Here is a 24833-nt window from a genome sequence, read left to right on the forward strand (position 1 = left end):
TCATAAAACGACCATATTGCTATGGTCGTTTCATAAATATTTATATATTTGATCCTAAAATTATTCAATAACCTGACTAATACTAATATCTTTGTATCTGCTCATACCAGTACCTGCAGGAATAAGTTTACCAATAATAACATTTTCTTTTAATCCAACCAAAGGATCAACCTTACCCTTAATTGCTGCTTCAGTTAGAACCCTTGTTGTCTCCTGGAATGAAGCGGCAGACAAGAATGAATCTGTAGCAAGTGAAGCCTTTGTTATACCTAACAAAGTGCGTTCTCCAGTAGCAGGTCTTAAGCCAGCTTGGATAGCCTTTTCATTCTCACTATCAAACTCTAGCATATCCACTAAACCGCCTGGCAATAGGCTTGTATCACCTGCATCTTCAATCTTAACCTTTCTCATCATTTGCCTTACTATAACTTCGATGTGCTTGTCATTGATGTCAACACCCTGCATTCTATAAACTCTTTGAACCTCTTGCAATAAGTATGCCTGAACTCCTCTGAGGCCCTTAATCTTAAGAATGTCATGAGGATTTACTGAACCCTCTGTCAACTCATCACCAGCTTCAACAATGTCATCGTCATATACTTTAATTCTTGAACCATATGGTATCAAGTATGACTTAGTTTCTCCATCTTCAGCAGTTACAATTACTTCTCTCTTTTTCTTAGTATCAGATAATTTAACTTTACCAGATATTTCAGTAATTATAGCTAATCCCTTTGGCTTTCTTGCCTCAAACAACTCCTCTACACGAGGCAAACCTTGTGTAATATCATCACCGGCAACACCACCAGTGTGGAAGGTTCTCATTGTCAACTGTGTACCAGGTTCACCGATTGACTGTGCAGCAATAATACCAACTGCTTCACCCACATTAACAGCCTCACCTGTTGCAAGATTTGCACCATAGCATTTAGCACAAACACCAACTTTAGATTCACATGTAAGTACTGAACGGATCTTCATTTTCTTATATCCAGCTTTAATAATTCTATCAGCAATACGTTCAGTAATAGCCTCATCTTTAGTTACAATCAATTCGTTTGTATTAGGGTCATAAACATCTTCAATAGTATATCTTCCTATGAGTCTCTCAGCCAATGGTTCTATTACTTCGCTTCCACTCTTAACATCGGATATCTCAATACCTTTATTAGTACCACAATCCAACTCTCTTACAATAACATCCTGACTTACGTCAACCAAACGTCTTGTCAAGTAACCAGAGTCAGCAGTTCTAAGCGCTGTATCAGCCAAACCTTTTCTAGCTCCGTGAGTAGAAATAAAGAATTCCAATACATTAAGTCCTTCACGGAAGTTTGATTTAATAGGTATTTCTATTGTCTTACCAGATGTATCAGCCATCAAACCTCTCATACCAGCAAGCTGCTTAATCTGATTGATATTACCTCTCGCTCCAGACTGTGACATCATGAACACAGGATTAAATCTATCCAAGTTATCTATAAGAGCTCTAGTGATGTTTTCACCTGTTTCTGTCCAAGTAGCTATAACAGAATTGTAGCGTTCATCATCTGATATAAGTCCTCTCTTGAACTGTTTAACTATATTGTCAATTGTTGCTTCTGTCTCTTCTAGATACTGCTTCTTAACCGCAGGTACAACCATATCAGATACACTGATAGTAATAGCACCTTTTGTTGAATATTTGAAGCCCAATGCCTTTATTCTATCAAGAATAATTGCAGTTGTTGTAGTTCCATGAACTCTTATACATTTATCAATTATCTTACCAAGTTCTTTCTTACCAACGATAAAGTCAACCTCTAGGTCAAAAGCTTTATTTATATCAGTTCTATCAACAAATCCTAAATCCTGAGGGATTGCTTCATTAAATATAAGTCTTCCAGCAGTACATGTGATTAATTTCTTCTGCTTAACTCCGTTTATCTCTTTTTCAACTCTAACCTTTATCTGAGCATGGAGTCCTAATTCACCTGCATCATAAGCCATAAGAACTTCATCCATGGCACAGAATACTTTACCTTCTCCTGGTTCGCCAGGCTTTTCAATTGTCAAATAATAGCTACCTAAAACCATATCCTGCGTAGGAACAGTAATTGGCTTACCATCCTTTGGTGCAAGCAAGTTATTTGCTGAAAGCATCAAGAATCTTGCCTCTGATTGTGCTTCTGCTGATAGAGGCACGTGAACAGCCATCTGGTCACCATCGAAGTCAGCATTATATGCCGAACATACTAAAGGATGCAGTTTTAATGCTCTACCTTCAACTAAAACAGGTTCAAATGCTTGTATACCAAGCCTGTGAAGTGTTGGGGCACGGTTCAGCAATACTGGATGGTCTTTTATAACATCTTCCAATACGTCCCAGACTTCATTTCTAACTCTTTCAACCATTCTCTTTGCACTCTTGATATTGTGTGCTAAACCATCGTTAACTAACTTTTTCATAACAAATGGTTTAAATAATTCAAGTGCCATTTCCTTAGGCAAACCACACTGGAAAATCTTTAGGTCAGGGCCAACAACGATAACAGAACGTCCAGAGTAGTCAACACGCTTACCCAATAAGTTCTGGCGGAAACGTCCCTGCTTACCCTTAAGCATATCAGATAATGATTTAAGAGGTCTGTTACCAGGTCCTGTTACTGGACGTCCTCTTCTGCCATTATCAATCAAAGCATCAACAGCCTCTTGAAGCATACGCTTCTCATTTCTGACTATGATATCAGGCGCTCCTAAATCTAGGAGTCTTTTTAATCTGTTATTTCTATTAATAACCCTTCTATACAGGTCATTTAAATCTGATGTTGCAAATCTTCCTCCATCAAGCTGTACCATAGGTCTTAATTCAGGAGGAATGACAGGAACAACATCAAGAATCATCCATTCAGGACGATTTCCTGAAAGTCTGAAAGCTTCTACAACCTCTAGCCTTTTTACAGCTCTGATTCTCTTTTGACCTGTTGAATCAGCTAAATCACTTCTCAATTCCTTTGAAAGTGCTTCTAAATCAATCTCCAAAAGAAGTTCTTTTATAGCTTCAGCACCCATACTAGCTCTAAAACTGAGTCCAAATTTCTCAACACTATCTCTATATTCTTTTTCTGTTAATACTTGCTTTTTAGATAGTGGTGTCTGACCAGGATCAATTACAACATAGGATGCAAAATACAAAATCTTTTCTAGAGATCTAGGTGACATATCCAAAAGCAAGCCCATTCTGCTTGGTATTCCTTTAAAATACCAAATATGAGAAACTGGTGCAGCAAGTTCTATATGACCCATTCTCTCTCTTCTTACCTTTGAACGAGTAACCTCAACCCCACATCTATCACAAACAATACCTTTATATCTGATTCTTTTATATTTACCGCAATGGCACTCCCAATCCTTTTGAGGTCCAAAAATTCTTTCGCAGAACAAACCATCTCTTTCTGGTTTTAATGTTCTATAATTTATTGTTTCGGGCTTTTTTACTTCGCCTTTTGACCATTCTCTAATCTTTTCCGGAGAAGCCAATCCTATTTTTATAGAATCAAAATTGTTTAGTTCAAACATAGCTTATCTCCCTCCCTAAAAATCCTCATCGTCGAAATCATCATCAAGATCTTCGTCAGCAAACAATTCATCTGTGAGTTCTTCTTCAAGATTGTCTCCTGTACTGATGCTTCCAATATCATCTATATCATCAATATCTAAATCATCATCAATAAGAATATCATCTTTCAGCTCATCATCAAAATCATTTGTCAAAGCCGCTTCATCTTCTCTTCCCTCAATGTTAACATTCAACTCTTCAATATCATCATCAACATACTCTTTAATCGTAATTTCGCCTTCCTCTTCTGAGTAAACCTTAACATCAAGCGCCAAACTCTGAAGTTCTTTAATAAGAACCTTAAATGATTCAGGAATTCCAGGTTCAGGTATGTTTTCACCTTTTACAATAGACTCATATGTCTTAACTCTACCAACAACATCATCTGATTTTACTGTCAGAATTTCTTGCAGTGTATATGAAGCTCCATATGCCTCCAAAGCCCAAACTTCCATTTCTCCAAATCTCTGTCCACCAAACTGAGCTTTACCTCCTAAAGGCTGCTGAGTTACTAATGAATATGGACCAGTAGATCTAGCATGAATCTTATCATCAACAAGATGGGCAAGTTTCAAGTAATACATATACCCAACTGTAACTCTATTATCAAATGGCATACCAGTTCTTCCATCATAAAGAATGGTCTTACCATCAGGGTCTTTTCCTGCTTGTATTAATGTATTTCTAATGTCTTCCTCAGTTGCACCATCAAAAACTGGAGTGGCAATCTTCCAGCCCAATGCCTTTGCGGCAAATCCTAAATGCACTTCCAGCACCTGTCCAATATTCATACGTGAAGGAACGCCTAGTGGATTTAGTACTATCTCTAAAGGAGTACCATCAGGTAAGAATGGCATATCCTCTTCAGGAAGTATTCTGGAAATAACACCCTTATTACCATGTCTACCAGCCATTTTATCTCCAACAGAGATCTTTCTCTTTTGAGCGATATATGCTCTAACAAGTTGATTTACTCCTGGTGGTAGTTCATCTCCATTTTCTCTAGTGAACACCTTAACATCAACAATAATACCTGATTCACCATGAGGAACTCTAAGTGAAGTATCACGAACCTCTCTAGCTTTTTCACCAAAGATAGCTCTTAGTAATCTTTCTTCAGCAGTAAGTTCTGTCTCACCCTTAGGAGTAACCTTACCCACAAGAATATCTCCAGAACGAACTTCTGCACCTATTCTAATTATTCCTCTATCGTCAAGATCCTTAAGTGCTTCTTCTCCAACATTTGGAATATCTCTTGTTATTTCCTCAGGTCCAAGCTTAGTGTCTCTAGCTTCTGCCTCGTATTCCTCTATATGGATTGAAGTATAAACATCTTCTCTAACAAGTTTTTCATTTATAAGAATCGCATCCTCGTAGTTATAACCTTCCCAAGTCATAAACCCAATAAGGATATTTCTTCCTAATGCAATTTCACCATTATCGGTAGATGGTCCGTCTGCAATAATATCTCCCTTCTCAACTATTTCACCTTTTCTAACAATAGGTCTTTGATTTAAGCAAGTACCTTGGTTAGAACGCATATATTTGAGAAGCTTATAAACATCTTTTTTACCAGTATCAGTTTTTATAATTATTTCATTTGCAGATACTTTGTCTACCACTCCGGAGTTCTTTGCAATGATACATACACCAGAATCTCTTGCTGCTTTATACTCAATACCTGTACCAACAATAGGAGAATCTGCTTTTATAAGCGGAACAGCCTGACGCTGCATGTTCGAACCCATAAGAGCACGGTTAGCATCATCATTTTCAAGGAACGGAATCATAGCAGTAGCTACTGATACCATTTGTTTTGGAGATACATCCATATAATCAACCTTTGTATTTTCAACCTCCAAAATCTGGTCCATAAATCTTGCTACAATCTTCTTTGAAATAAACCTTCCATTTTCATCTAAAGGCTCAGTAGCTTGAGCTACAATAAATGGATCTTCTACATCCGCTGTCAAGTATACTATTTCATCTGTAACTATACCCTTTTCTTTATCAACTACTCTATAAGGTGATTCAATAAAACCATATTCGTTGACTCTGGCATAGGTACTCAAGGAACCTATCAAACCTATATTCGGTCCTTCAGGAGTCTCAATTGGACACATACGACCATAATGGGAATGGTGAACGTCACGAACTTCAAAGCCCGCTCTTTCTCTACTCAAACCACCAGGTCCTAACGCACTAAGTCTTCTCTTGTGAGTTAACTCAGCTAGAGGATTAGTCTGATCCATGAATTGTGACAACTGGCTGCTTCCAAAAAACTCCTTAATAGCTGCAGCAACTGGTCTTATATTAATAAGGGCTTGTGGAGTAACTACATCAATATCCTGTATAGTCATCCTTTCCCTTACAACTCTTTCCATTCTTGATAAGCCTATTCTGAATTGGTTCTGCAGCAACTCACCTACAGAACGCAATCTTCTGTTCCCTAAGTGGTCAATATCATCAACAGTACCTATTCCATAATCAAGGTTAATAATATAATTAATTGAAGAAATTATGTCATAAGTAGTGATATGTTTTGGAATCAAATCATTTATTCTTTCTTTAAGTGCTTTTTTAAGCTGTTCTTTTTCAAGATTGCTTTCAAGTATTTCTTTTAATACTGTATATTGAACTTTTTCGGTAATTCCTATGTCAGAAACATCAAAATCAATAAACTCACGAATATCAACAGTATTATTTCCAATTACCTTAATTGATTTGCCATCAATTAATAAATATACAATATTAACTCCTGAATTCTGAACCTCTTCAGCTTTCTTTCTATCTATTAACTCACCTTCAGCTACTAAAACCTCGCCAGTTTCAGGTGAAATAATATTTTCAGCCGCAACCTGTCCGTTGATTAGATTTGATAATGCTAATTTTTTATTAAATTTAAATCTACCAAACTTTGCAAGATCATATCTTTTCGCATCAAAAAATAGACTATTGATAAGATTTTTTGCACTGTCAACAGTTGGCGGTTCGCCTGGTCTTAATCTCTTATATATTTCAATTAATCCTTCTTCATGAGTTTTAGCATTATCTTTTTGAATAGTAGCTAAAATTCTTTCATCTTCACCTAATAATTGTGTTATTTCATAATCGGTTCCATAACCTAAAGCTCTTAATAACACTGTTAGAGGTAACTTTCTAGTTCTATCAATCCTTACAGATAAGATATCATTAGAATCAGTCTCATATTCTAACCATGCTCCTCTATTTGGGATAACAGTATTAGAATATAACTTCTTACCAATTTTATCAAACTTCATTGAATAGTAAATACCTGGGGATCTTACAAGCTGACTTACAATTACACGCTCAGCACCATTAATTATAAAGGTACCAGTGTCTGTCATAAGAGGAAAATCTCCCATAAAGATTTCCTGCTCCTTAACTTCTCCTGATTCCTTGTTAATTAATCTAACTTTTGCTTTTAAGGGTGCAGAGTATGTAGTGTCTCTCTCCTTGCACTCTTCGACACTATACTTTGGTTCATCATCAAGAGAGTAATCTACAAAATCCAAAATTAAGTTTCCAGTATAATCTGTTATAGGAGAAATATCTCTGAAAACCTCTCTTAGACCATCATCCAAAAACCATTGATATGAATTCTTCTGAACTTCTATCAGGTTTGGCATTTCTAGTACGTCTCGTATTTTAGAAAAACTCATTCTTGTGTTTCTACCCAATTTTACGGGTTGTACCATATTTATATCACCTCATAAACTTATGACTTTTATTAGGAATATTTAAAAATCTCACATAATTAGAATTGTATTATGTAAAATTGTAAATCAAACCAAGTATATATTTCGTAAAAAAACATATAATAATGCTATATACAGACACATTAAAATATTATTAACAATTATTGTCTTGATTATTCGCATATGCTATAATTTATGTAAGCAAATCAAATTAATTTCCCATTTTTGGACGTGACAACAGAATTTTAATGCAGTTTATAATGATATCATAGTTCATATTGGTTGTCAATAATATTATATTTATTATTGACAATTTTAATTGTATTTTTATGCCTGTATTTTACTAGGATATTAAACATTAGTTTTGTATCTTGATTCTAAAAATAAATTAACCTAAATGTATTAAATGTATTAAATAAAAAAAATTTATAGCATATATGCTATTTTCTTTCAAGACTTCTGTATCAATATACTCTAATATTCATATATGTAATAAAATCAATTAATATTATGTAATAAAATCAATTAATATTATGTATAATAAATTTCAAAAATAATATCAAATATTCTGCAAGTAATTTGTCTAGCTAAAGCATCAACATTGTAAGCATTTACTTTGATATTGAACATTTGAAAAAACTAATTAATTTAGTTTTATTTATGTTCTAAATTGATTTTATATTTAACTTACATATAACTTTGTCTTTTACTCTTAATAAAAGAGACTACTCTAAGATTGTGAGTAGCCTCTTTTGTTTTTATAAGCAATAATATAACACTCTTTTAAAGAGGCTGTTTTCCCCAACAAATTTCTGTCAGAGTTGACAATAAAACAAGTATTATGCTTTCCTCCGCCTTTGTTAGAAAATCTCCTCCCATTTATAGGGTCATATTTTTTATATCTATTCTAGATATTATTTAATTTCAATTGTTGCTCCAACTTCCTTGAACTTAGCTTCAATTGAAGTAGCTTCGTCCTTTGATACATTTTCTTTAATAGTGCTTGGTGCTCCGTCAACGAGTTCTTTAGCTTCTTTTAAGCCAAGACCAGTTACTTCTCTAACAACTTTGATAACCTTAATCTTTTCTGCTCCAGCATCCTTCAATACTACATTGAATTCAGTCTTTTCTTCTGCTGCTGGTGCTGCTCCACCTGCTGCTGGTGCTGCTGCAACTGCTACAGGAGCTGCTGCTGATACTCCAAATTCTTCTTCAAGAGCCTTTACTAATTCTGATAATTCTAATACTGTTAAATTCTTTACATCCTCAATTAATTTTGTAACTTTTTCACTAGCCATTGTATAATACCTCCAAATATTTTTTAATTTTAATAGTTTATTCTTTTAATTTACTTATGCGTTTGCTTTCTGCTCAGCTATAGCATTTAATGCTACAACCAAACCTCTTAAGTTTGCATTTAATACGTTTGCGAAACCAGATATAGGAGCATTGAAGCCTCCCAATACCTTCGCGATAAGAACCTCACGTGATGGCAATTCAGCAAGTGCCTTAATACCATTAAGATCAATAACCTTACCTTCAACCACACCAACTTTAAGTTCGAGTGCTTCAAACTTCTTGGCAAATTCGGATAAAACCTTAGCAGGCGCAACAACGTCATTTGTACTCATAGCTATAGACGTTGGTCCTTCTAAAAAGCTATCCAATTCCTCATAGCCATTTTCCTTCATTGCTAGACTAGTTAATCTATTTTTAACTACCCTGTATTCAACTCCGGCAGCCCTTAAAGCATTTCTCATTTCAGTATCCTGCTCAACAGTTAATCCTCTATAATCAGCTAATATAAACGATTGTGCAGATTTTACTTTCTCTGATAACTCTCTAACGATTTCCTTCTTCTGTTCAAGTATCTTATTACTAGGCAAAACATCCACCTCCTTTTCAATTCAATGCAAAAATTAAACCCTTTGCATGCACATAGACATACAAAGGGTGATTAACCGTTATTAATTCAACCTCGGTAGGGTGATTATCATCAAATTACGCATCAGTATATGATATACTGTGCACCTACTGTCTATGGCATACTATTTAATTGACATAGAATATAATAATACTAAACAATAAAATTGTAAAGTAAAAATTTCTATCTTTAAGTTACTACAATCTATTTCAATATATATTATTCAGTAACCTTAACAGGGTTAACTTTTATTCCAGGTCCCATTGTTGAAGTTACTACAATACTTTTCAAATATTGACCTTTTGCAGCAGCAGGTTTAGCTTTTACAACTGCTCCAAGCAATGTACGGAAGTTATCCAATAGCTTCTCTTTACTAAATGAAGCTTTTCCTATTGGACAGTGAATAATATTTGTCTTATCAAGTCTGTATTCGATCTTACCGGCTTTGATATCAGCTATAGCTTTAGCTACATCCATTGATACAGTACCTGCTTTTGGGTTTGGCATGAGTCCTTTAGGACCTAATACTTTACCAAGTCTACCAACAACACCCATCATATCTGGGGTCGCAACAACAACATCATAGTCAAACCAATTTTCATTCTGAATCTTGGTTACTAATTCTTCAGCACCAACATAATCAGCACCAGCTTGTTCAGCTTCTTTTGCTTTATCTCCCTTTGCAAATACCAACACTCTAACTGTTTTACCAGTTCCGTGAGGAAGCACTACTGCACCTCTAACCTGTTGGTCTGCATGTCTGGAGTCAACACCAAGTCTTATATGAACTTCGATAGTCTCATCAAACTTTGCTTTTGAAGTTTTTTGAGCTAGTTCAAGAGCTTCTAATGGCTCATGAAGCTTTTGTCTATCAACGAGTTTAGCACTCTCTTGATATTTCTTTCCTCTAAACATACGTCACACTCCTTAAGTGGTTAATTATTTTCGGAAACTTATGTTTCCTCCCACATACTCAACGTCGCATCACATCTGTATGCGAATCTTACACTTTCCAAATAATACTAGTCAATTACTACAATTCCCATGCTGCGAGCTGTACCAGCAATCATGCTAGTAGCTGCTTCAATACTTGCTGCATTTAAATCAGCCATTTTCTTTTCAGCTATCTTACGTACTTCTTCTCTTGTTATCTTTGCAACCTTATCCCTATTAGGCTTACCAGAGCCGCTTTCAATTTTACATGCTTTCTTTAGAAGAACAGCTGCCGGAGGAGTCTTTGTGATAAATGAGAAGGATCTGTCAGCATAGATAGTCATTACAACTGGGATAATTGTTCCAGGTTCCTCTTTTGAAGTTCTTTCATTGAATTCCTTACAAAATCCCATAATATTTACGCTATGTGGTCCTAAAGCTGGTCCAACTGGTGGAGCTGGAGTTGCTTTTCCTGCAGGAACCTGTAATTTAACATAACCAACTATTTTCTTAGCCATTATTTCCACCTCCCAATTTCTTACTATATTACTAAAAATAATTTATTAAAAAGATAAAATATCAGTTATTGATACTCTATCTGCCTTGTGGCCTAAATCTTTTGAATCTGAACAAGTTCAAGCTCAACAGGAGTCTCTCTCCCAAACATTGAAACTGAAACTCTAACCTTTCTCTTTTCAAGATTGATTTCTTCAACAATCCCGATAAAGTTTTCCAAAGGTCCAGAAATAACCCTGACGTTATCATAAACTTCATAATCAACCTCTGGAGCAAACTCTTCAACACCCATTGCCTTAACTTCCTCATCTGACAAAGGCACCGGTTTTGATCCAGGTCCAACAAAGCCTGTGACACCTCTTGTGTTTCTGACAATATACCAAGACTCATCTGACATAATCATTTTGACAAGCACATAACCAGGGAACACTTTTTTAAGTGTCGCCTTCTTTTTGCCGTCTTTTATCTCAATCTGTTCTTCCATAGGAACAACAATGTCGATGATATAATCCTGCATATTCCTATTTTCAACTATTTTCTCAAGATTTGCTTTTACTTTATTTTCATACCCCGAATAGGTATGAACTACATACCACTTGCTCTCTTCTTCAGACATACCAAAATCAGGCCCCCCAACTTCAAGCCCCATGTCCTTCCTTTAGTTCTATTACTACATTATTTTGTATTTATTTTGTAAATACAATTTTAGATAATTGCAAAAAAGCTAGATCAGAAACCCATATTATGCATCCTATAATGAAGCAAAATAGAAGCACTGTTCCAGTATTGTTTATTAGCTGAGTTCTATTAGGCCAAATTACTTTCTTTAATTCAACCTTAACCTCTTTGAATAACTTTACTATACCTTGTCCAGTTTTTTTGAACCAAGATACTTTTTTTGTCTCGTTTTCAGCCATTTTAATCACATCCCGATAATAATATTTTAAATATCATTTGGCTATCATACAATATTGTTGACACAATACACAATGCTAAACATTTCCACAAAAATTTTTTTAAAATTATTTTGTTTCCTTGTGTACAGTATGCTTGTGGCAGAATTTACAGTACTTCTTCATTTCTAGTCTATCTGGGTCATTTTTCTTATTCTTTAAATTAGAATAATTTCTCTGTTTACAATCAGAACATGCGAGCGTAATCTTAACTCTCATTTATAACACCTCCAAGTGCTGCATTTCTATTTACCTATGTAAGCCTGATAAATTTTTTAGACATAAAAAAAAGACTTACACACGAGCAATAATAAATATAACATGTATACCATCAGAAGTCAAGAAATAATTTAACAAAACATTACATAATAAATTCAGACATACTTCTCTTATAAAGCTAGTTTCAAAGAATAATTATTCTCAGAAAAACGTAATACTATTCTTCAATTTAAAACCTATTCAGTTTTCACTGATTTTGGCAAGAGACACTGTCATGATTTTCTTTTGCAAAGAAATTCTCTATACACCGTTATCTTAGTGCAAAAAATAGTACTAAGTACCAGTATATATCTAATTTATAAGCTCAGTCAGAAATTGATGCTAGAAATAGCAGGTGAGGAACAAGTATTGTAACCGGCACAGCTGAAATAAGCAGCTGTGAGTATTACATCAAGACAATATGCCTTGGTAATGCGGTCATCGGAAATGCCTGCTTAGCACCATAATTATTTCAGCATCAATATCTAGAATGAGCCATATTAAATGCACGGGAGTGCTATTTAAACAGTTTAATGCTTTATTTTTTCTTGTTTTAAACCCCCAATATTGCATCAGCACATTCTTGCTTAGCAATCTACCACATCGCATAAAGCAGCACCAGGCGGCACTATTGGTGATACCTTGTCATCCTTATCAATTGCAAAATTTAACAATACAGGTGTATTAGTCTCTGCTAGTGCAGAAATAATAGCACTATCCACTTGTTCTGGGGATGTTACATTTATTCCCTTTGCACCAAAAGCATTTGCTAATGCAGCGAAATCAGTTCCCCTATCAATAGAAGTCTGACTAAACCTGCTGTCAAAAAACAGTTCCTGCCATTGTCTAACCATTCCTAGTGCTCTATTATTAAACAGTGCTATTATAATAGGTAGTTTATACTCAACAGCGGTAGCAAGTTCATTTAAGTTCATTCTAAAACTGCCATCACCTGCTATATTTATAACCTTTTTATCGGGTCTTGCCAATTGAGCACCTATACATGCTCCCAATCCATAACCCATTGTTCCAAGCCCGCCAGAAGATATAAATTGCCTAAATCTGCTATACTTATAATATTGCGCTGCCCACATCTGATGTTGACCAACCTCAGTAGTAATAAGTGCTTCTCCTTTTGTTAATTCATATATCCTCTCTACAATGTATTGGGGACGAATAATATCTTTTGAGTAAGTATATCTTAATGGATATTCTTCCTTCCATTTGTTAATTCTATTTATCCATTCAGGATTTTTCTTTTTGATAATTCCCGCCTGTATTGCTTTTAGTATTTTCTTTACATCTCCTACGAGCGGATAATCTACATTTAAGTTTTTTCCTATTTCTGCACCATCAATGTCAATATGCATTATTTTTGCTTTTTGTGCAAAACTACTAACCTTACTGACAATTCGATCACTAAATCTATTTCCTATAGCAATAACTAAGTCAGAATTATGAAATGCATAGTTTGATGTCTTTGTTCCATGCATCCCAACCATTCCCATGAACAGTTGATGCGTTCCTGGAAATGTCCCCATTCCCATTAACGATGTGCTAACTGGAATATCAGCCATTTCTGCTATAGAGCGTACGTATTCCTCTGCTGAAGCAATACCTACACCTGCCCCAGACAAAATAACAGGTCTTTCAGCATTATTAATTGCATTTATTGCTTCTTCAATTGCAGAATTGCTTATATCATGATATTTATTTGAAACGTAATCGGTTTTTTCAGGCTTTTTAGGCGTATATTCAACCATTGCAGCAGTAACATCTTTACATACATCAACTAAAACCGGACCAGGTCTGCCTTCTCTTGCTATAGCAAATGCTTTGCGCATAGTATCTGCCAGTTGAGTAACATCCTTAACAATGAAATTATGTTTAGTAATTGGCATGGTTATCCCAGTGATATCAACTTCCTGGAAGGAGTCCTTTCCTAGTAAGTTGGTTGGAACTTGCCCTGTTATTGCAACCATAGGTACAGAATCCATATATGCTGTAGCAATTCCAGTAACTAAGTTAGTTGCTCCTGGGCCAGAAGTTGCAATACAAACGCCAACCTTGCCAGTTGCTCGTGCATATCCATCTGCTGCATGTGATGCACCTTGTTCATGAGATGTAAGTATATGAGTAATCTCATTTCTCGCCTTATACAAAGCATCATATATAATTAAGGCCTGCCCCCCTGGATAGCCAAATACTATATCAACACCTTGCTCTTTTAAACATTCTATAATAACATCAGCACCTGATAACATCATAGGCCCATCATCTCCCTTTATTTTTTAACACCTGAATCATAATGAAATTTTTAGAATATAAAAAGCTAAAAAAACTTCATTAAATTCAGCGGTGTTTCAATGAGGCAAAGATATTCTTATTATCTAATACTCAATTCCTTACCCATTCACTTATAGAAGTGGGAAGCATTTTTCTTGCCTCGTTATACCCCCAATTTCAAATAGAAATTTTCAATTTCAGAAAAGCTTCTTTAATTTCAGTCTTTTTTAATTTCAGTTGTGTTTAATTGATACAATAATATTCTCAACACCTGAAAACCAAAGTAGTATCCTCAACTTATTGAAGTAGGGGACACTTTCTTACCTCGATTTAAAATAGCAAAAAGCAAAAGGTCATAATATTAGTTGTTACTTCCCACTATCCTCAATTATTGCAGTGTAACTTAAATTACTCGAATTACTTCAATACTGCTCCTGTACTTGCAGATGTAACCATTCTTGCATATCTTCCTAGATAGCCCGATTTTATCTTTGGCTCAGGTGCTATCCAGCTTGCTTTTCGTTTACTTAATTCTTCTTCTGAGACTTCAATATTTAAAGTACCTGCTGGAATATTAATATCTACAATGTCTCCTTCTTTTATAAATGCTATAGGCCCGCCTTCCATTGCTTCTGGAGATACATGACCTATTGAAGCACCTCTTGACGCCCCAGAAAATCTTCCATCTGTAATAAGCGCCACATCACAATCCAGTCCCATACCTGCTATTGCAGAAGTTGGCCCAAGCATCTCACGCATGCCAGGTCCTCCCTTTGGCCCCTCATAGCGAATTATAACAACATCGCCCTTTACTATCTCTCCATTGTATATAGCTTTAATAGCATCATCTTCACTATCAAATACTCTTGCAGGACCTTTGTGTACTAACATAGAATCTGCTACAGCAGATCTCTTAACTACTGCCCCATCCGGAGCAATATTTCCTTTGAGTACAGCTATGCCTCCTGTAACGCTATGTGGGTTGTCAACGCTTCTTATAACATTGTAGTCTTTTACTTTAGCATTTTGAATATTTTCCTTTACTGTCTTACCAGTAGCTGTTATTAAGTCTGTATGCAATAATCCCTTGGATGAAAGTTCCTTCATAACAGCCTGTACTCCACCTGCTGCATATAAGTCCTGAATATGATAGCTTCCAGCAGGAGCGAGTTTACATAAATTTGGTGTTCTTGAACTAATTTTATTTATAATATCTAAATCTATTTGTATACCTGCTTCATTTGCAATTGCAGGCAGATGCAATACAGAGTTTGTTGAACACCCTAGAGCCATATCCACTGTTAGTGCATTTTCAAATGCTTCTATTGTCAATATGTCTGACGGCTTAATATCTTTTTCAACCAGTTCCATTATCTTCATACCCGCTTGCTTTGCCAATCTAATTCTTTCAGCATAAACAGCAGGTATAGTACCATTACCCGTCAATCCCATTCCAAGCACTTCTGTAAGGCAATTCATAGAATTAGCAGTAAACATTCCAGAACAAGAACCACAGCCTGGACAAGCATTGTTTTCTAAGTCACATACCTCATCTTCAGTAATTTTCCCTGCTTTAAATGCGCCTACAGCTTCAAAAACGCTATTTAAATCCAGCTGTTTTCCATCTCTATTTAGCGAAAGCATTGGGCCGCCGCTAATAACTATCGCTGGCACATTAATTCTAGCCGCTGCCATAAGCATTCCGGGAACTATTTTGTCACAGTTAGGGATAAACACCATACCATCAAAGCTGTGAGCTCTTCCCATAGCTTCACAGGAATCAGCAATAAGCTCTCTTGTAGCTAATGAATACTTCATTCCCACATGCCCCATTGCTATTCCGTCGCATACACCTATGGCTCCAAACTCAATTGGCGTTCCTCCGGCCATCCTTATACCTGCTTTAACAGCTTCAGTAATTTTGTCTAAGTGTATATGTCCAGGAATTATCTCATTTTTTGCATTAGCAATACCAATAAGAGGTCTTTCAAGTTCCTCGTCTGTATATCCCATTGCTTTAAATAGTGATCTATGTGGAGCCTTTTCAATGCCTTTTTTTACGATATCACTTTTCATATAACTACCTCCTTGAGCAAAATCAAACTCAAATAATATAACATTACTTCGCTTATTTTTATTGTTAATAATACTAATATTAATAACTTAACTTTCGAATGAAAAACCCATCCACGCCTAAATTTGCTAATGGCAGTTGTCAATAAAACCAACTTAATTTAATTAAACCAATTAACTTTTCATTTGATAAGCTGAATACCTGCATTTCAACTAGGAAAGTTGAATTAATAATATTTTGTAATCTATAAAACTATAAGAATTCCATATATGCAAGCTACTGCATTATAGGTCCCTATAATATTGTGAATTATTACAGAAATCTTTATAAAGTAACAGCTGGGATGTACTCCCAGCATGTAAGAATATTGTACTATTTACTTAAAATTATGTCTACAAATAAAGGGGAAATGGATAAAAAACGTTCAAAAGAAGATATGTTCTAAATAAAAAACATTAAGGTAATTAATTGCTTTTTGCCACATCTGGACTTGATAAATTAAGTTCTTCCTCGGGAGAAATCCAACTTACAATAAAATTATTCTGATAGAAGTAATTAGCGAATTTAGAATCTTCTATACTTTCAATCGTTGGTTCAAATTTTGGAAAAGCACTGAATAGAATAAGAACGGCACATAATACATATACCACAAGAATTCCTTCAATTGCACCTAAAACAATTCCTCCAGTTTTATCAAGCTGTTTAAACACAGGCAACTTTGATATGGTTTTTATTATTACTCTTATAAAAATTAAAGCAAATCTTATTATTAGATAAATCAATATAACACTTAAAATATTTACTACTAACATAGCTATTTCTGAACCAATAGCATCTATTATTTTTTGAAATCCAAAAATGTCCTGCCCTAAGACCTTTTCATTAATTGAGTCCTTTATAAAACCAGGAAGCTTTAGACCATCAATTATTGCTTGCGCAGAGTCTTCATTAGGTACAGTAGAATTGCCCATCTGACGTTTTGTAATACCATCTATCACAGCTTTTTTAATATTTTCATATAAAACTGTTTTTTGAAGAATATTAGATATTATAGGATAAAATTTAATAGCAAAAATAACTGACATTACATACGATATCAGTCTAAATACAGAATATAAAAACCCGTTTTTCAAGCCATAAACCATAAATGCGGCTATTATAGCAAAAACAGCAATATCTGTCCAATTCATACTAAGCCCTTTCTAATTATACTGCAATATTTACAAATGAAATAACTCCCCCTGATATAACAATGGCATCTTTATTTCCAACAAGATAAGCATCTTTTATCTCATTTTTAGATGAGTACTGGCCAAGCTTCTTTCCATCTAATGTATACAAGTAAACACTTTTTTTAGTTCTTAATGCTATTCTGTCACCATATATATGAATTCCAGCAATATTTTCTGGTTGGTCAAAACTATAGACTTCCTCACCATTTCTATTTAGAACCAAAATTTTCTGCTTTGTTATTCCTGAAGCATTATTAAAATTTCCTGCAATTATTATATATTTTTTGCTATTTGGAGCAATACAATATAATGAATCAGCACTCTTTCTCCAAACCTCTTTACCTTGCTTGTCCATAAATAAAATAAGATTTTGCCCCACAGCTATTTCATTTTCGCCACTAGAAATTAATATTGGAAGTATACTGTCTGTAACAGCAATAGTTGCAAATGGTTTCTCCTCGTATATATCGTTAAATTCTAATATGGAACCTGCCTTTACTCCATTTGTATCAACCTTATTAATTAATACATTTTGACCTTTATGGATAGACTTTGCATCAATAACAATATCCTCTGCACATAGTTTTGTGTATTTATCCACACCATTTATATCAAAAACTTGAACTGTAGATTTATACTCTGTAGATTGAGTGACAACTGTACAACAACCATCATCACTTACATTTGCATTTATTATTTGATTATCCATCTTCTTTGACCACAAAAGTGTTTTATCTTTGTAAAAATAAATATCCCTGCCTGAAACATCAGCCACAGCCATGTATTTATCGGAGCATCTTATAACAGGTTTTGTAAGGGTAAATGCATTTTCTTGAATTAATTTACCGTTTGTGTTATACCATTTAATTCCATCTTTTGATAACACTATTATATAATTTTTATATAGTTTGCAATCAACACTTCCATCTTGAGAAAATGATATTTCTGAGGCAACTATGCTTTTAGCCTTGTTATTTTTTATAAAGGTAATGGCATCTTTGATTTTAAACGAAGAAAAATCATAGCCCGCACTTTTTAGGTAAACAGCAACTGCTACAAGAGTTATTGCAAAGATGAGCAGCAGTGACACTATTACACCAAAAAAGGAACTTGATTTTTCTATACTTGGTTTTTCTATATTAGAAGCTTTAGGATTTGAATCTGAATCCATCTTGATACACCTCATTTTTCATTTGTGTATTAAAATTTTAGCATATGCAGATAATTATGTCCATGTCAGCCATTTAATATAGCCTAAGCTTTAGTTAGCTTACATTTTATAAACTGCAGTAAAATTACAAAAACCAGAAACAAACCTAAGTAGCCAAATACCGGATAAAGAGTTGCTATCAAGCTTGAGAACCCCATAGATGACATTGGTATTACAAGAGCACACATTACTACTGCAACAATCCTGTAATTTATATTCATTTTTGCTGCAATACGTTCAGATAAGCAATATCCTGATGTAATAGCAGATGTATACATTGCCAATATTAAAATAACACTATAAATATTTCCCAATAATTGATTATTATTTTGTAGTATACTCAATACTGGCATTTCAGAAGTAATTGATTTAGGATAGAAAAAGTACAATGCAAAGTTTAAAATCAGTACTGTCAAGCAAAGCATACCTCCACCAAGTATTCCACCCCATGTGCTGACCCTCTTTGTCTTCAGGTAGGGTAATACACTAGTTAGCATTACAGTTGATAAAATTGTGTTGTAGCTGACATACAGAAGGGATGAAAATACCCAATTGTTAGTCACTCTAACCACCTTATTTGAAAGGCTAAACACAGATGTGTCCTTAGTTACTATCATGTAAATTCCTACGAATAAAATACCTACAACTAAAAAGGGTGAAAGAAAGGAACTGACAGCCACTATCCCTTTTATATTTGTCATAATAGCCAGCAAACACACAATAGCACTTATTACAACACAATATCTATATTCTATCCCTGTTAGTTCCATTAATATACTTCCAAGTCCAGCTACCATAACACTCAATACGCATGACATAAACAGCATTACTATAAATTCCATAATTCTTCCTAAGAAGTATCCCATCATGGGAAATAAAAACTCATCATAAGATTTAATCCTCTCTGAATAAACCCTATCTAAAATTGCATATCCAATAATTGAAAATAGAACTCCTGTCAATAATGCGCCGTAAAAACCACCATTATAGTACTTTGAAAAAAACTGAATTATTTCCTGACCTGATGCAAAACCAGCACCTATTACTGTTGCCATATAAAGAAAAGCAACCTTAAATATATTACTTATTTCTCCCTTTATCAAAAAAAGCAACTCCCAACATAGATTTTTTAGTACTGGTACAACAATTACTTAGTTGTCCCTTAATATAATTCTATGTGAGAGTTGCTTATCACATTACATATTATTTAGTTTTGACGAGTCTTTAATAAATCACCAAACAAACGACCGCTTTATTGCTTTTCAGACTCCTTTAAAGCTTCCATTAATTCATTATAGGTTGTTCTAAGTCCATCTTTTTCATTTAGCCTTGACTTTTGAACAACTTTATTTGTATAAACACCATCTTTAACTGCATAATAGTAGTTACTATCCTTTGAAATCAAATCTACTGTAACTATTTTTGAATCTTTCATGTGATATTTAATGGAAATTTCAGGTGTACCCGATGGTTTTGCATCAACTTCATATTTTTGCATTGTAATACCAATCATACCCTGATACATATTTCTGAACAAGGAATCTCCTTTTTCGTTCTTCATATTTGCATCAGTTCCATTTACCTTAAACTTGTCATCTGAAGAATCTTCCCCAGTAGTTATATCACATACTAGTTTTTTACCATCAATAAGCAGTTCAACCTTATTTACATCCTTTATATTAGGCAAATATATAAAGGAATATATAATATCCTCCAGCTTAGTATCAAGGAATGTCAATGGAGAAGTATCAATAGTAAAAATGCTATTCTTTTCTGCATATTTTGCATATCTAATAGTACCCTTTTCAACATAATTACCAAACAGAATATTTTTTGTTGTAGTAGCATCTCCAAATTTAAGCACATATGCAGGTTTATCTAATCCATATTTGTTAAGGTCAGTAGGATTATTATCAACAACATCGTTTATAGTTAGTTGAGTAACTGCTTGCAGCATTTTAGATACATCAGAAGTATCTGCTACTTCCTTAATTGGCTCTACAATATTCATTTCAGTTTCTGAAACAATATCAACTGCATACTGCACTTGTCCATTTTTCTCATATGAGAAAGTTTTTAGTGTCGTAGCATCAACAGGTAGTATATCTTTCTTCACAAAATACCCGTAAGTAGGTTCAAATTTACTGGTATAGTACGTACCAACCAAATAAACTTTTGACTCCCCGCTCATTTTGCAGTATCTGCCATCCTCTGTAAGAGTATATGAACCAACCAGAAGTTCTTTTGAACTTCCATCAGAAAGTCCAACCTTTACTGTTATAGGCTTGTCCAATCCATACTTGGATAAGTCAGTAACATTTTCTTCTATGACCTTATTAGCAACAATAGAAGACATATCTGTAACAGCACCATCTGCATTTAAATTATCTACTTCAAAATCATATGAAGGGTCTATTGACCATTTATCATCCTTCTTTGTTATTGTAAAAGTACCATTATCATTATTAAAAGTTATTGATGTAATCTGTTCTCTTTCAGATTTCATTACATAGATTGTATCATCAATGATGCTTTCATCTAATGGATCTGAATTGGCTGTTTGTCTGCTACTGATATAAAAGTATGCTCCAATCAGTAGTCCTAAAATTACAATAAGTATAACAGCATTCCTATATAACTTCATATTTTATAAGTGCCTCCTTCTAGTCCAAACAACCAATCCAATTACCAAAATAATAACTGGAACAACACCAATTAATATAATGGAAATAATCTTTGCCTGGCTCTTAGTAGTTGACAAGCTTTTTGTTGAAACAATTTTTGGTGATATTGTTGTTTCATCTGTTTTGTCTGACAACCAGTTAACTAATGTACTTGTAAAGTATACTTTACCATTTGAAAAATACGACGCATATCGGCTCATTAAAGCAGCATCTGTCAAAAATGTTCCATTACCAAAAACTAAAATCTTACTACCACCAGATATTTCAGACGCAATAGCTAAAGGAAAAGGACCTTTTTCGATAGCATCCTGATCTGTAATTTTAACTGATTCTGCATCATAACTAGTTGTAATCAAAGATGTAGTAGTAAGCCATTCCTTAGCTACTTGTAATACACTTAAGCTTCTTGAATCAGGCATAAGCACCTGGAATTCACCATAAGAATTGAAGCTAGAGTTGATTTTATTTGATGTTAATGCTGCTATAAGTGAATATTCATCTCCTGGTAAGCAATTAGTAGTATCTCTTACCTTGTCATAATTCAAAGCAACATTGTATGTGGCGAGAATTTCTTCAAAATTAGTCATCTTTTTATCTGATTCAATAGGGTCAAATAGGAAAACTGCCCTACCACCAGCTTCTAAATATGTTTTCAATACAATTTTTTCAGATTCAGATAAATCCACCTTTGGTGATGCAAATATTAGCAATTTACAATCATCTGGGATTTTTTCTACAGTCATAAGTGAAAGTGATTTAGCCTCAAAATTATTGTTTTCAATATCTGCTCGTAGCTGTGTTAAATTTGATGTAAGAGAATATTCACTATGTCCTTCAACAAAATAAGCAATAGGAGTAGAATCTGCAGTTACAAACTTGATAGCACCTGTTATAAGAGGTTCAGCTTTGTAAACTCTGCCGTACATTGAATTTTCGCCATAAAGTTCACTTGCAATAAGTCTTTTAACCTTGTTGCCGCTCTTTACAACAAAATCTCCCTTTGCAATACCTTTTGTTTTATCCTTGTCAAGAAATGTAAGTGTTCCAGGATCCTTATCAGGATCAACATAAGTAACCTTTATTCCGTAATCTTTGTATTCATCTAAAAGATTAATTAATTCTTTGTATTGTGATCCAGCTGGTATATGTCCATCATCAAACAAACCATAAATTGTTACTTCTTTTTTAACTGCATTTAATATTTTTTTGCTATCTTCGCTAAGACTATATAAATTTGATGAAGTCAAATCCCATCTAAAATCACCTAAACCAACAAGCAGGTTAATTATTACAGCCAAAGCTAAAACGATAACTACTAATAATATGGAATTTGAACCATACTTAAGAGATTTCTTGTTAATTTTAAATTTCCCCACTTTTTATCACCCCTTGCTCCATCTTCTTTTTTCTATTACTCTAATTGCTAAGAATACAAATACTGCTGAAAAACTTAAATAATATACTATTGCCTTAAGTGAAAGTATTCCTGCAAATAAATCTTCTGTTCTAGAATACAATGAGAACCAGTTTAGAATATCTGCCCAAATTCCACCAAGATTAGGAGCTATTCCTTGCAGCAGCCACATAATCAAAAGACCCACTACACTGATTATTGCAGCCACAATCTGACTTTCAGTTAAAGATGATGAAAACAAACCAAAAGCTATAAATGAAGCTCCAAGAAGTATATAACCTACGTATCCACCAACTATTTCAGGTATGTCAGGGTTTCCAAATATTTTAAGTAATACAGGATAAACAAATGTTATTACAGTCATAACCATAAAAACAGAAAAAGCAGCTAAGTACTTTCCAATAATAATCTTTGTTAAACTAGTTGGTGATGTTCTTAAGAGCACTTCAGTACCACTTTTTCTTTCATCTGCAAGTATTTTCATTGTCAATATAGGAATTATAAGTATTAAAAAAAGTGACATATAAGATAGATTTAAGTAATTATACTCCGCAGTAGGCGAAGCTAAATTGATATAAAATACAATTGATGATAATAGCAAAAACAAGCTAATCATTACATACGCTATTGGCGAAGTAAAGTAAGCCCTAAACTCCTTTTTAAACACGGCTAACATAATTATATAACCTCCTTTTCTTGCGTGGTTAATTGTAAGAATATCTCTTCAAGTGAAAGATCCAAGGATTTTAATTCAATTATAGGATATCCAGCTTTTGCCATAGCAAAAAATAGAGGTCGTCTAATATCCGTCTCTTTATCAGATTCTATAATATATTCAATAACATCATTATCTTTTTGAATATGAGGTTCTACATATTTAATTCCATAAATTTCTTCAATACTGCTCACTATTGAACTCTTTGGTCCAGCAATTGATACTGATATTTTACTTACTGTTCCCATTCCCTTTGAAAGATTTTCAGGAGTGTCAATTGCAGCGATCTTACCTTTATTAATAATTACAACTCGTTCACAAACAGCACTTACTTCAGGCAAAATATGAGAACTGAGTATTATAGTATGCTGCTTGCCAAGTGCCTTGATTAATTTACGAATTTCAATTATTTGCATAGGGTCCAATCCAACAGTAGGTTCATCTAGAATTAAAACCTCTGGCGCACCTAGAAGGGACTGAGCTAGTCCAACTCTCTGCTTGTAACCTTTTGACAGATTTTTTATTAATCTTCCACGTACATCACCTAATTTGACAAGCTCCATAACGTCTGAAATTTGACTATTTTTCTGTTTCTTACTAACAAGTTTCAATTCAGCCACAAAGTTAAGATACTCAATAACAGTCATATCCATATATAATGGCGGTAATTCTGGCAGGTATCCAATTCTCTTTTTTACTTCTTCTGGACTTTCCATAATATCATACCCACATACTTTTACCGTACCCTCGGTAGAAGGAATGAAGCCAGTAATGATATTCATAGTAGTTGATTTTCCAGCACCATTAGGACCAAGAAAGCCAAGCACTTCACCTTTTTCAACTGTAAAACTTATATCGTCTACAGCCTTTATCTGACCGTAACTTTTGGTCAAATTCTGAATCTCGATCATTATATTCCCCCCTAAATTGTTACGTACATATTTTCAAAAAACATTTCTTCTACTGATACACTTACATATTATCCACAATTATTTTTAATAAACTATGAACGGAATGTAAAATTTTATATGAAAAAATGTTTAATTAAATGAAAAATGGCTAATTTAACATTCAAGTTATAGTTTAGCCATTAATTGATTATATATTCTTTTTACTGTGTTTTCAAGTGTATGCAAACGCTTCTGTTCAAACTGTACCTTCTAGTAGCCATTGGGCCTAATAATATAATTAACTGAGTCTATATGTGTCAAAACTTTTCAATGGAAAGTTGGGTTAGAAATAGTTAAATGAATTAGTTGTATGAAAAAGGCTTGCATACGGAATATATAAATTTTTGTATTGATTAAACCACAAAAT

Annotated in this window: 18 protein-coding genes and 1 other annotated feature; all 18 genes read right to left on the reverse strand. The window is 34.1% G+C overall.

The genetic code is table 11. The features are described from left to right. Window positions 1-60: 60 nt before the first annotated feature. A complete protein-coding gene (gene rpoC / locus EHE19_RS17290) occupies window positions 61-3558 on the reverse strand; it encodes a DNA-directed RNA polymerase subunit beta' (protein WP_137697348.1) in 3498 nt (1165 codons plus the stop codon). A 15-nt stretch (window positions 3559-3573) separates the two neighbouring features. Next, window positions 3574-7317, reverse strand: coding sequence for a DNA-directed RNA polymerase subunit beta (gene rpoB / locus EHE19_RS17295; protein ID WP_137697349.1), 3744 nt, complete (start codon window positions 7315-7317; stop codon window positions 3574-3576). A gap of 914 nt (window positions 7318-8231) precedes the next feature. Next, window positions 8232-8615 (reverse strand): 50S ribosomal protein L7/L12, encoded by a 384-nt coding sequence (gene rplL / locus EHE19_RS17300; protein ID WP_137697350.1) that lies wholly within the window; start codon window positions 8613-8615, stop codon window positions 8232-8234. A gap of 54 nt (window positions 8616-8669) precedes the next feature. Further along, a complete protein-coding gene (gene rplJ / locus EHE19_RS17305) occupies window positions 8670-9203 on the reverse strand; it encodes a 50S ribosomal protein L10 (RefSeq protein WP_137697351.1) in 534 nt (177 codons plus the stop codon). A 23-nt stretch (window positions 9204-9226) separates the two neighbouring features. Then, window positions 9227-9379 (reverse strand) — a sequence feature (ribosomal protein L10 leader region). Window positions 9380-9460: 81 nt separating this feature from the next. Beyond that, window positions 9461-10156 carry a 50S ribosomal protein L1 gene (gene rplA, locus EHE19_RS17310; RefSeq protein ID WP_137697352.1) on the reverse strand — a complete coding sequence of 232 codons (696 nt, stop codon included), beginning with the start codon at window positions 10154-10156 and terminating at the stop codon, window positions 9461-9463. Window positions 10157-10263: 107 nt separating this feature from the next. Then, the gene (gene rplK / locus EHE19_RS17315; RefSeq protein WP_137697353.1) at window positions 10264-10692 is read right to left on the reverse strand and encodes a 50S ribosomal protein L11; all 429 of its coding nucleotides are present in this window, start codon (window positions 10690-10692) and stop codon (window positions 10264-10266) included. A 92-nt stretch (window positions 10693-10784) separates the two neighbouring features. Beyond that, a complete protein-coding gene (gene nusG, locus EHE19_RS17320; RefSeq protein WP_171003551.1) occupies window positions 10785-11306 on the reverse strand; it encodes a transcription termination/antitermination protein NusG in 522 nt (173 codons plus the stop codon). Window positions 11307-11376: 70 nt separating this feature from the next. Next, complete coding sequence (secE, locus tag EHE19_RS17325) at window positions 11377-11607, reverse strand: preprotein translocase subunit SecE (RefSeq protein WP_137697355.1); 231 nt, start codon at window positions 11605-11607, stop codon at window positions 11377-11379. Window positions 11608-11712: 105 nt separating this feature from the next. Beyond that, entirely contained in the window at window positions 11713-11862 is a 150-nt protein-coding gene (rpmG, locus tag EHE19_RS17330) for a 50S ribosomal protein L33 (RefSeq protein WP_137697356.1), read from the reverse strand. A 626-nt stretch (window positions 11863-12488) separates the two neighbouring features. Next, complete coding sequence (ilvB, locus tag EHE19_RS17335; RefSeq protein WP_137697357.1) at window positions 12489-14168, reverse strand: biosynthetic-type acetolactate synthase large subunit; 1680 nt, start codon at window positions 14166-14168, stop codon at window positions 12489-12491. A 436-nt stretch (window positions 14169-14604) separates the two neighbouring features. Then, window positions 14605-16263 (reverse strand): dihydroxy-acid dehydratase, encoded by a 1659-nt coding sequence (gene ilvD, locus EHE19_RS17340; RefSeq protein ID WP_137697358.1) that lies wholly within the window; start codon window positions 16261-16263, stop codon window positions 14605-14607. Window positions 16264-16725: 462 nt separating this feature from the next. Next, window positions 16726-17451, reverse strand: a complete 726-nt coding sequence (locus EHE19_RS17345) for a CvpA family protein (protein WP_137697359.1) — start codon at window positions 17449-17451, stop codon at window positions 16726-16728. A 16-nt stretch (window positions 17452-17467) separates the two neighbouring features. Continuing rightward, a complete protein-coding gene (locus tag EHE19_RS17350) occupies window positions 17468-18664 on the reverse strand; it encodes a DUF5711 family protein (protein ID WP_137697360.1) in 1197 nt (398 codons plus the stop codon). 83 nt (window positions 18665-18747) lie between these two features. Continuing rightward, window positions 18748-19806, reverse strand: coding sequence for a YkvI family membrane protein (locus EHE19_RS17355; RefSeq protein ID WP_137697361.1), 1059 nt, complete (start codon window positions 19804-19806; stop codon window positions 18748-18750). 149 nt (window positions 19807-19955) lie between these two features. Beyond that, window positions 19956-21347: a DUF4340 domain-containing protein gene (locus EHE19_RS17360; RefSeq protein WP_137697362.1), complete on the reverse strand. Its 1392-nt coding sequence runs from the start codon at window positions 21345-21347 to the stop codon at window positions 19956-19958. Window positions 21348-21350: 3 nt separating this feature from the next. After that, the gene (locus EHE19_RS17365; protein WP_244648274.1) at window positions 21351-22763 is read right to left on the reverse strand and encodes a GldG family protein; all 1413 of its coding nucleotides are present in this window, start codon (window positions 22761-22763) and stop codon (window positions 21351-21353) included. 6 nt (window positions 22764-22769) lie between these two features. Then, the gene (locus EHE19_RS17370) at window positions 22770-23477 is read right to left on the reverse strand and encodes an ABC transporter permease (protein WP_137697363.1); all 708 of its coding nucleotides are present in this window, start codon (window positions 23475-23477) and stop codon (window positions 22770-22772) included. 2 nt (window positions 23478-23479) lie between these two features. Continuing rightward, window positions 23480-24427: an ABC transporter ATP-binding protein gene (locus EHE19_RS17375; protein ID WP_137697364.1), complete on the reverse strand. Its 948-nt coding sequence runs from the start codon at window positions 24425-24427 to the stop codon at window positions 23480-23482. Between the last annotated feature and the right edge of the window lie 406 nt (window positions 24428-24833).

It is taken from the genome of Ruminiclostridium herbifermentans (assembly GCF_005473905.2).
In the GTDB taxonomy this organism is placed as follows: domain Bacteria; phylum Bacillota; class Clostridia; order Acetivibrionales; family DSM-1351; genus Ruminiclostridium; species Ruminiclostridium herbifermentans.

What these genes read in the sequence shown, in the direction of transcription:
- EHE19_RS17375 (WP_137697364.1), bottom strand. Translation starts at nt 24,427, where the DNA reads ATGATCGAGATTCAGAATTTGACCAAAAGTTACGGTCAGATAAAGGCT.
- secE (WP_137697355.1), bottom strand. Translation starts at nt 11,607, where the DNA reads ATGGCTGAAAACGAGACAAAAAAAGTATCTTGGTTCAAAAAAACTGGA.
- ilvB (WP_137697357.1), bottom strand. Translation starts at nt 14,168, where the DNA reads ATGATGTTATCAGGTGCTGATGTTATTATAGAATGTTTAAAAGAGCAA.
- nusG (WP_171003551.1), bottom strand. Translation starts at nt 11,306, where the DNA reads ATGTCTGAAGAAGAGAGCAAGTGGTATGTAGTTCATACCTATTCGGGG.
- EHE19_RS17360 (WP_137697362.1), bottom strand. Translation starts at nt 21,347, where the DNA reads ATGAAGTTATATAGGAATGCTGTTATACTTATTGTAATTTTAGGACTA.
- rplA (WP_137697352.1), bottom strand. Translation starts at nt 10,156, where the DNA reads ATGTTTAGAGGAAAGAAATATCAAGAGAGTGCTAAACTCGTTGATAGA.
- rpmG (WP_137697356.1), bottom strand. Translation starts at nt 11,862, where the DNA reads ATGAGAGTTAAGATTACGCTCGCATGTTCTGATTGTAAACAGAGAAAT.
- rplL (WP_137697350.1), bottom strand. Translation starts at nt 8,615, where the DNA reads ATGGCTAGTGAAAAAGTTACAAAATTAATTGAGGATGTAAAGAATTTA.
- rpoB (WP_137697349.1), bottom strand. Translation starts at nt 7,317, where the DNA reads ATGGTACAACCCGTAAAATTGGGTAGAAACACAAGAATGAGTTTTTCT.
- rplK (WP_137697353.1), bottom strand. Translation starts at nt 10,692, where the DNA reads ATGGCTAAGAAAATAGTTGGTTATGTTAAATTACAGGTTCCTGCAGGA.
- EHE19_RS17370 (WP_137697363.1), bottom strand. Translation starts at nt 23,477, where the DNA reads ATGTTAGCCGTGTTTAAAAAGGAGTTTAGGGCTTACTTTACTTCGCCA.
- ilvD (WP_137697358.1), bottom strand. Translation starts at nt 16,263, where the DNA reads ATGAAAAGTGATATCGTAAAAAAAGGCATTGAAAAGGCTCCACATAGA.
- rpoC (WP_137697348.1), bottom strand. Translation starts at nt 3,558, where the DNA reads ATGTTTGAACTAAACAATTTTGATTCTATAAAAATAGGATTGGCTTCT.
- EHE19_RS17345 (WP_137697359.1), bottom strand. Translation starts at nt 17,451, where the DNA reads ATGAATTGGACAGATATTGCTGTTTTTGCTATAATAGCCGCATTTATG.
- EHE19_RS17350 (WP_137697360.1), bottom strand. Translation starts at nt 18,664, where the DNA reads ATGGATTCAGATTCAAATCCTAAAGCTTCTAATATAGAAAAACCAAGT.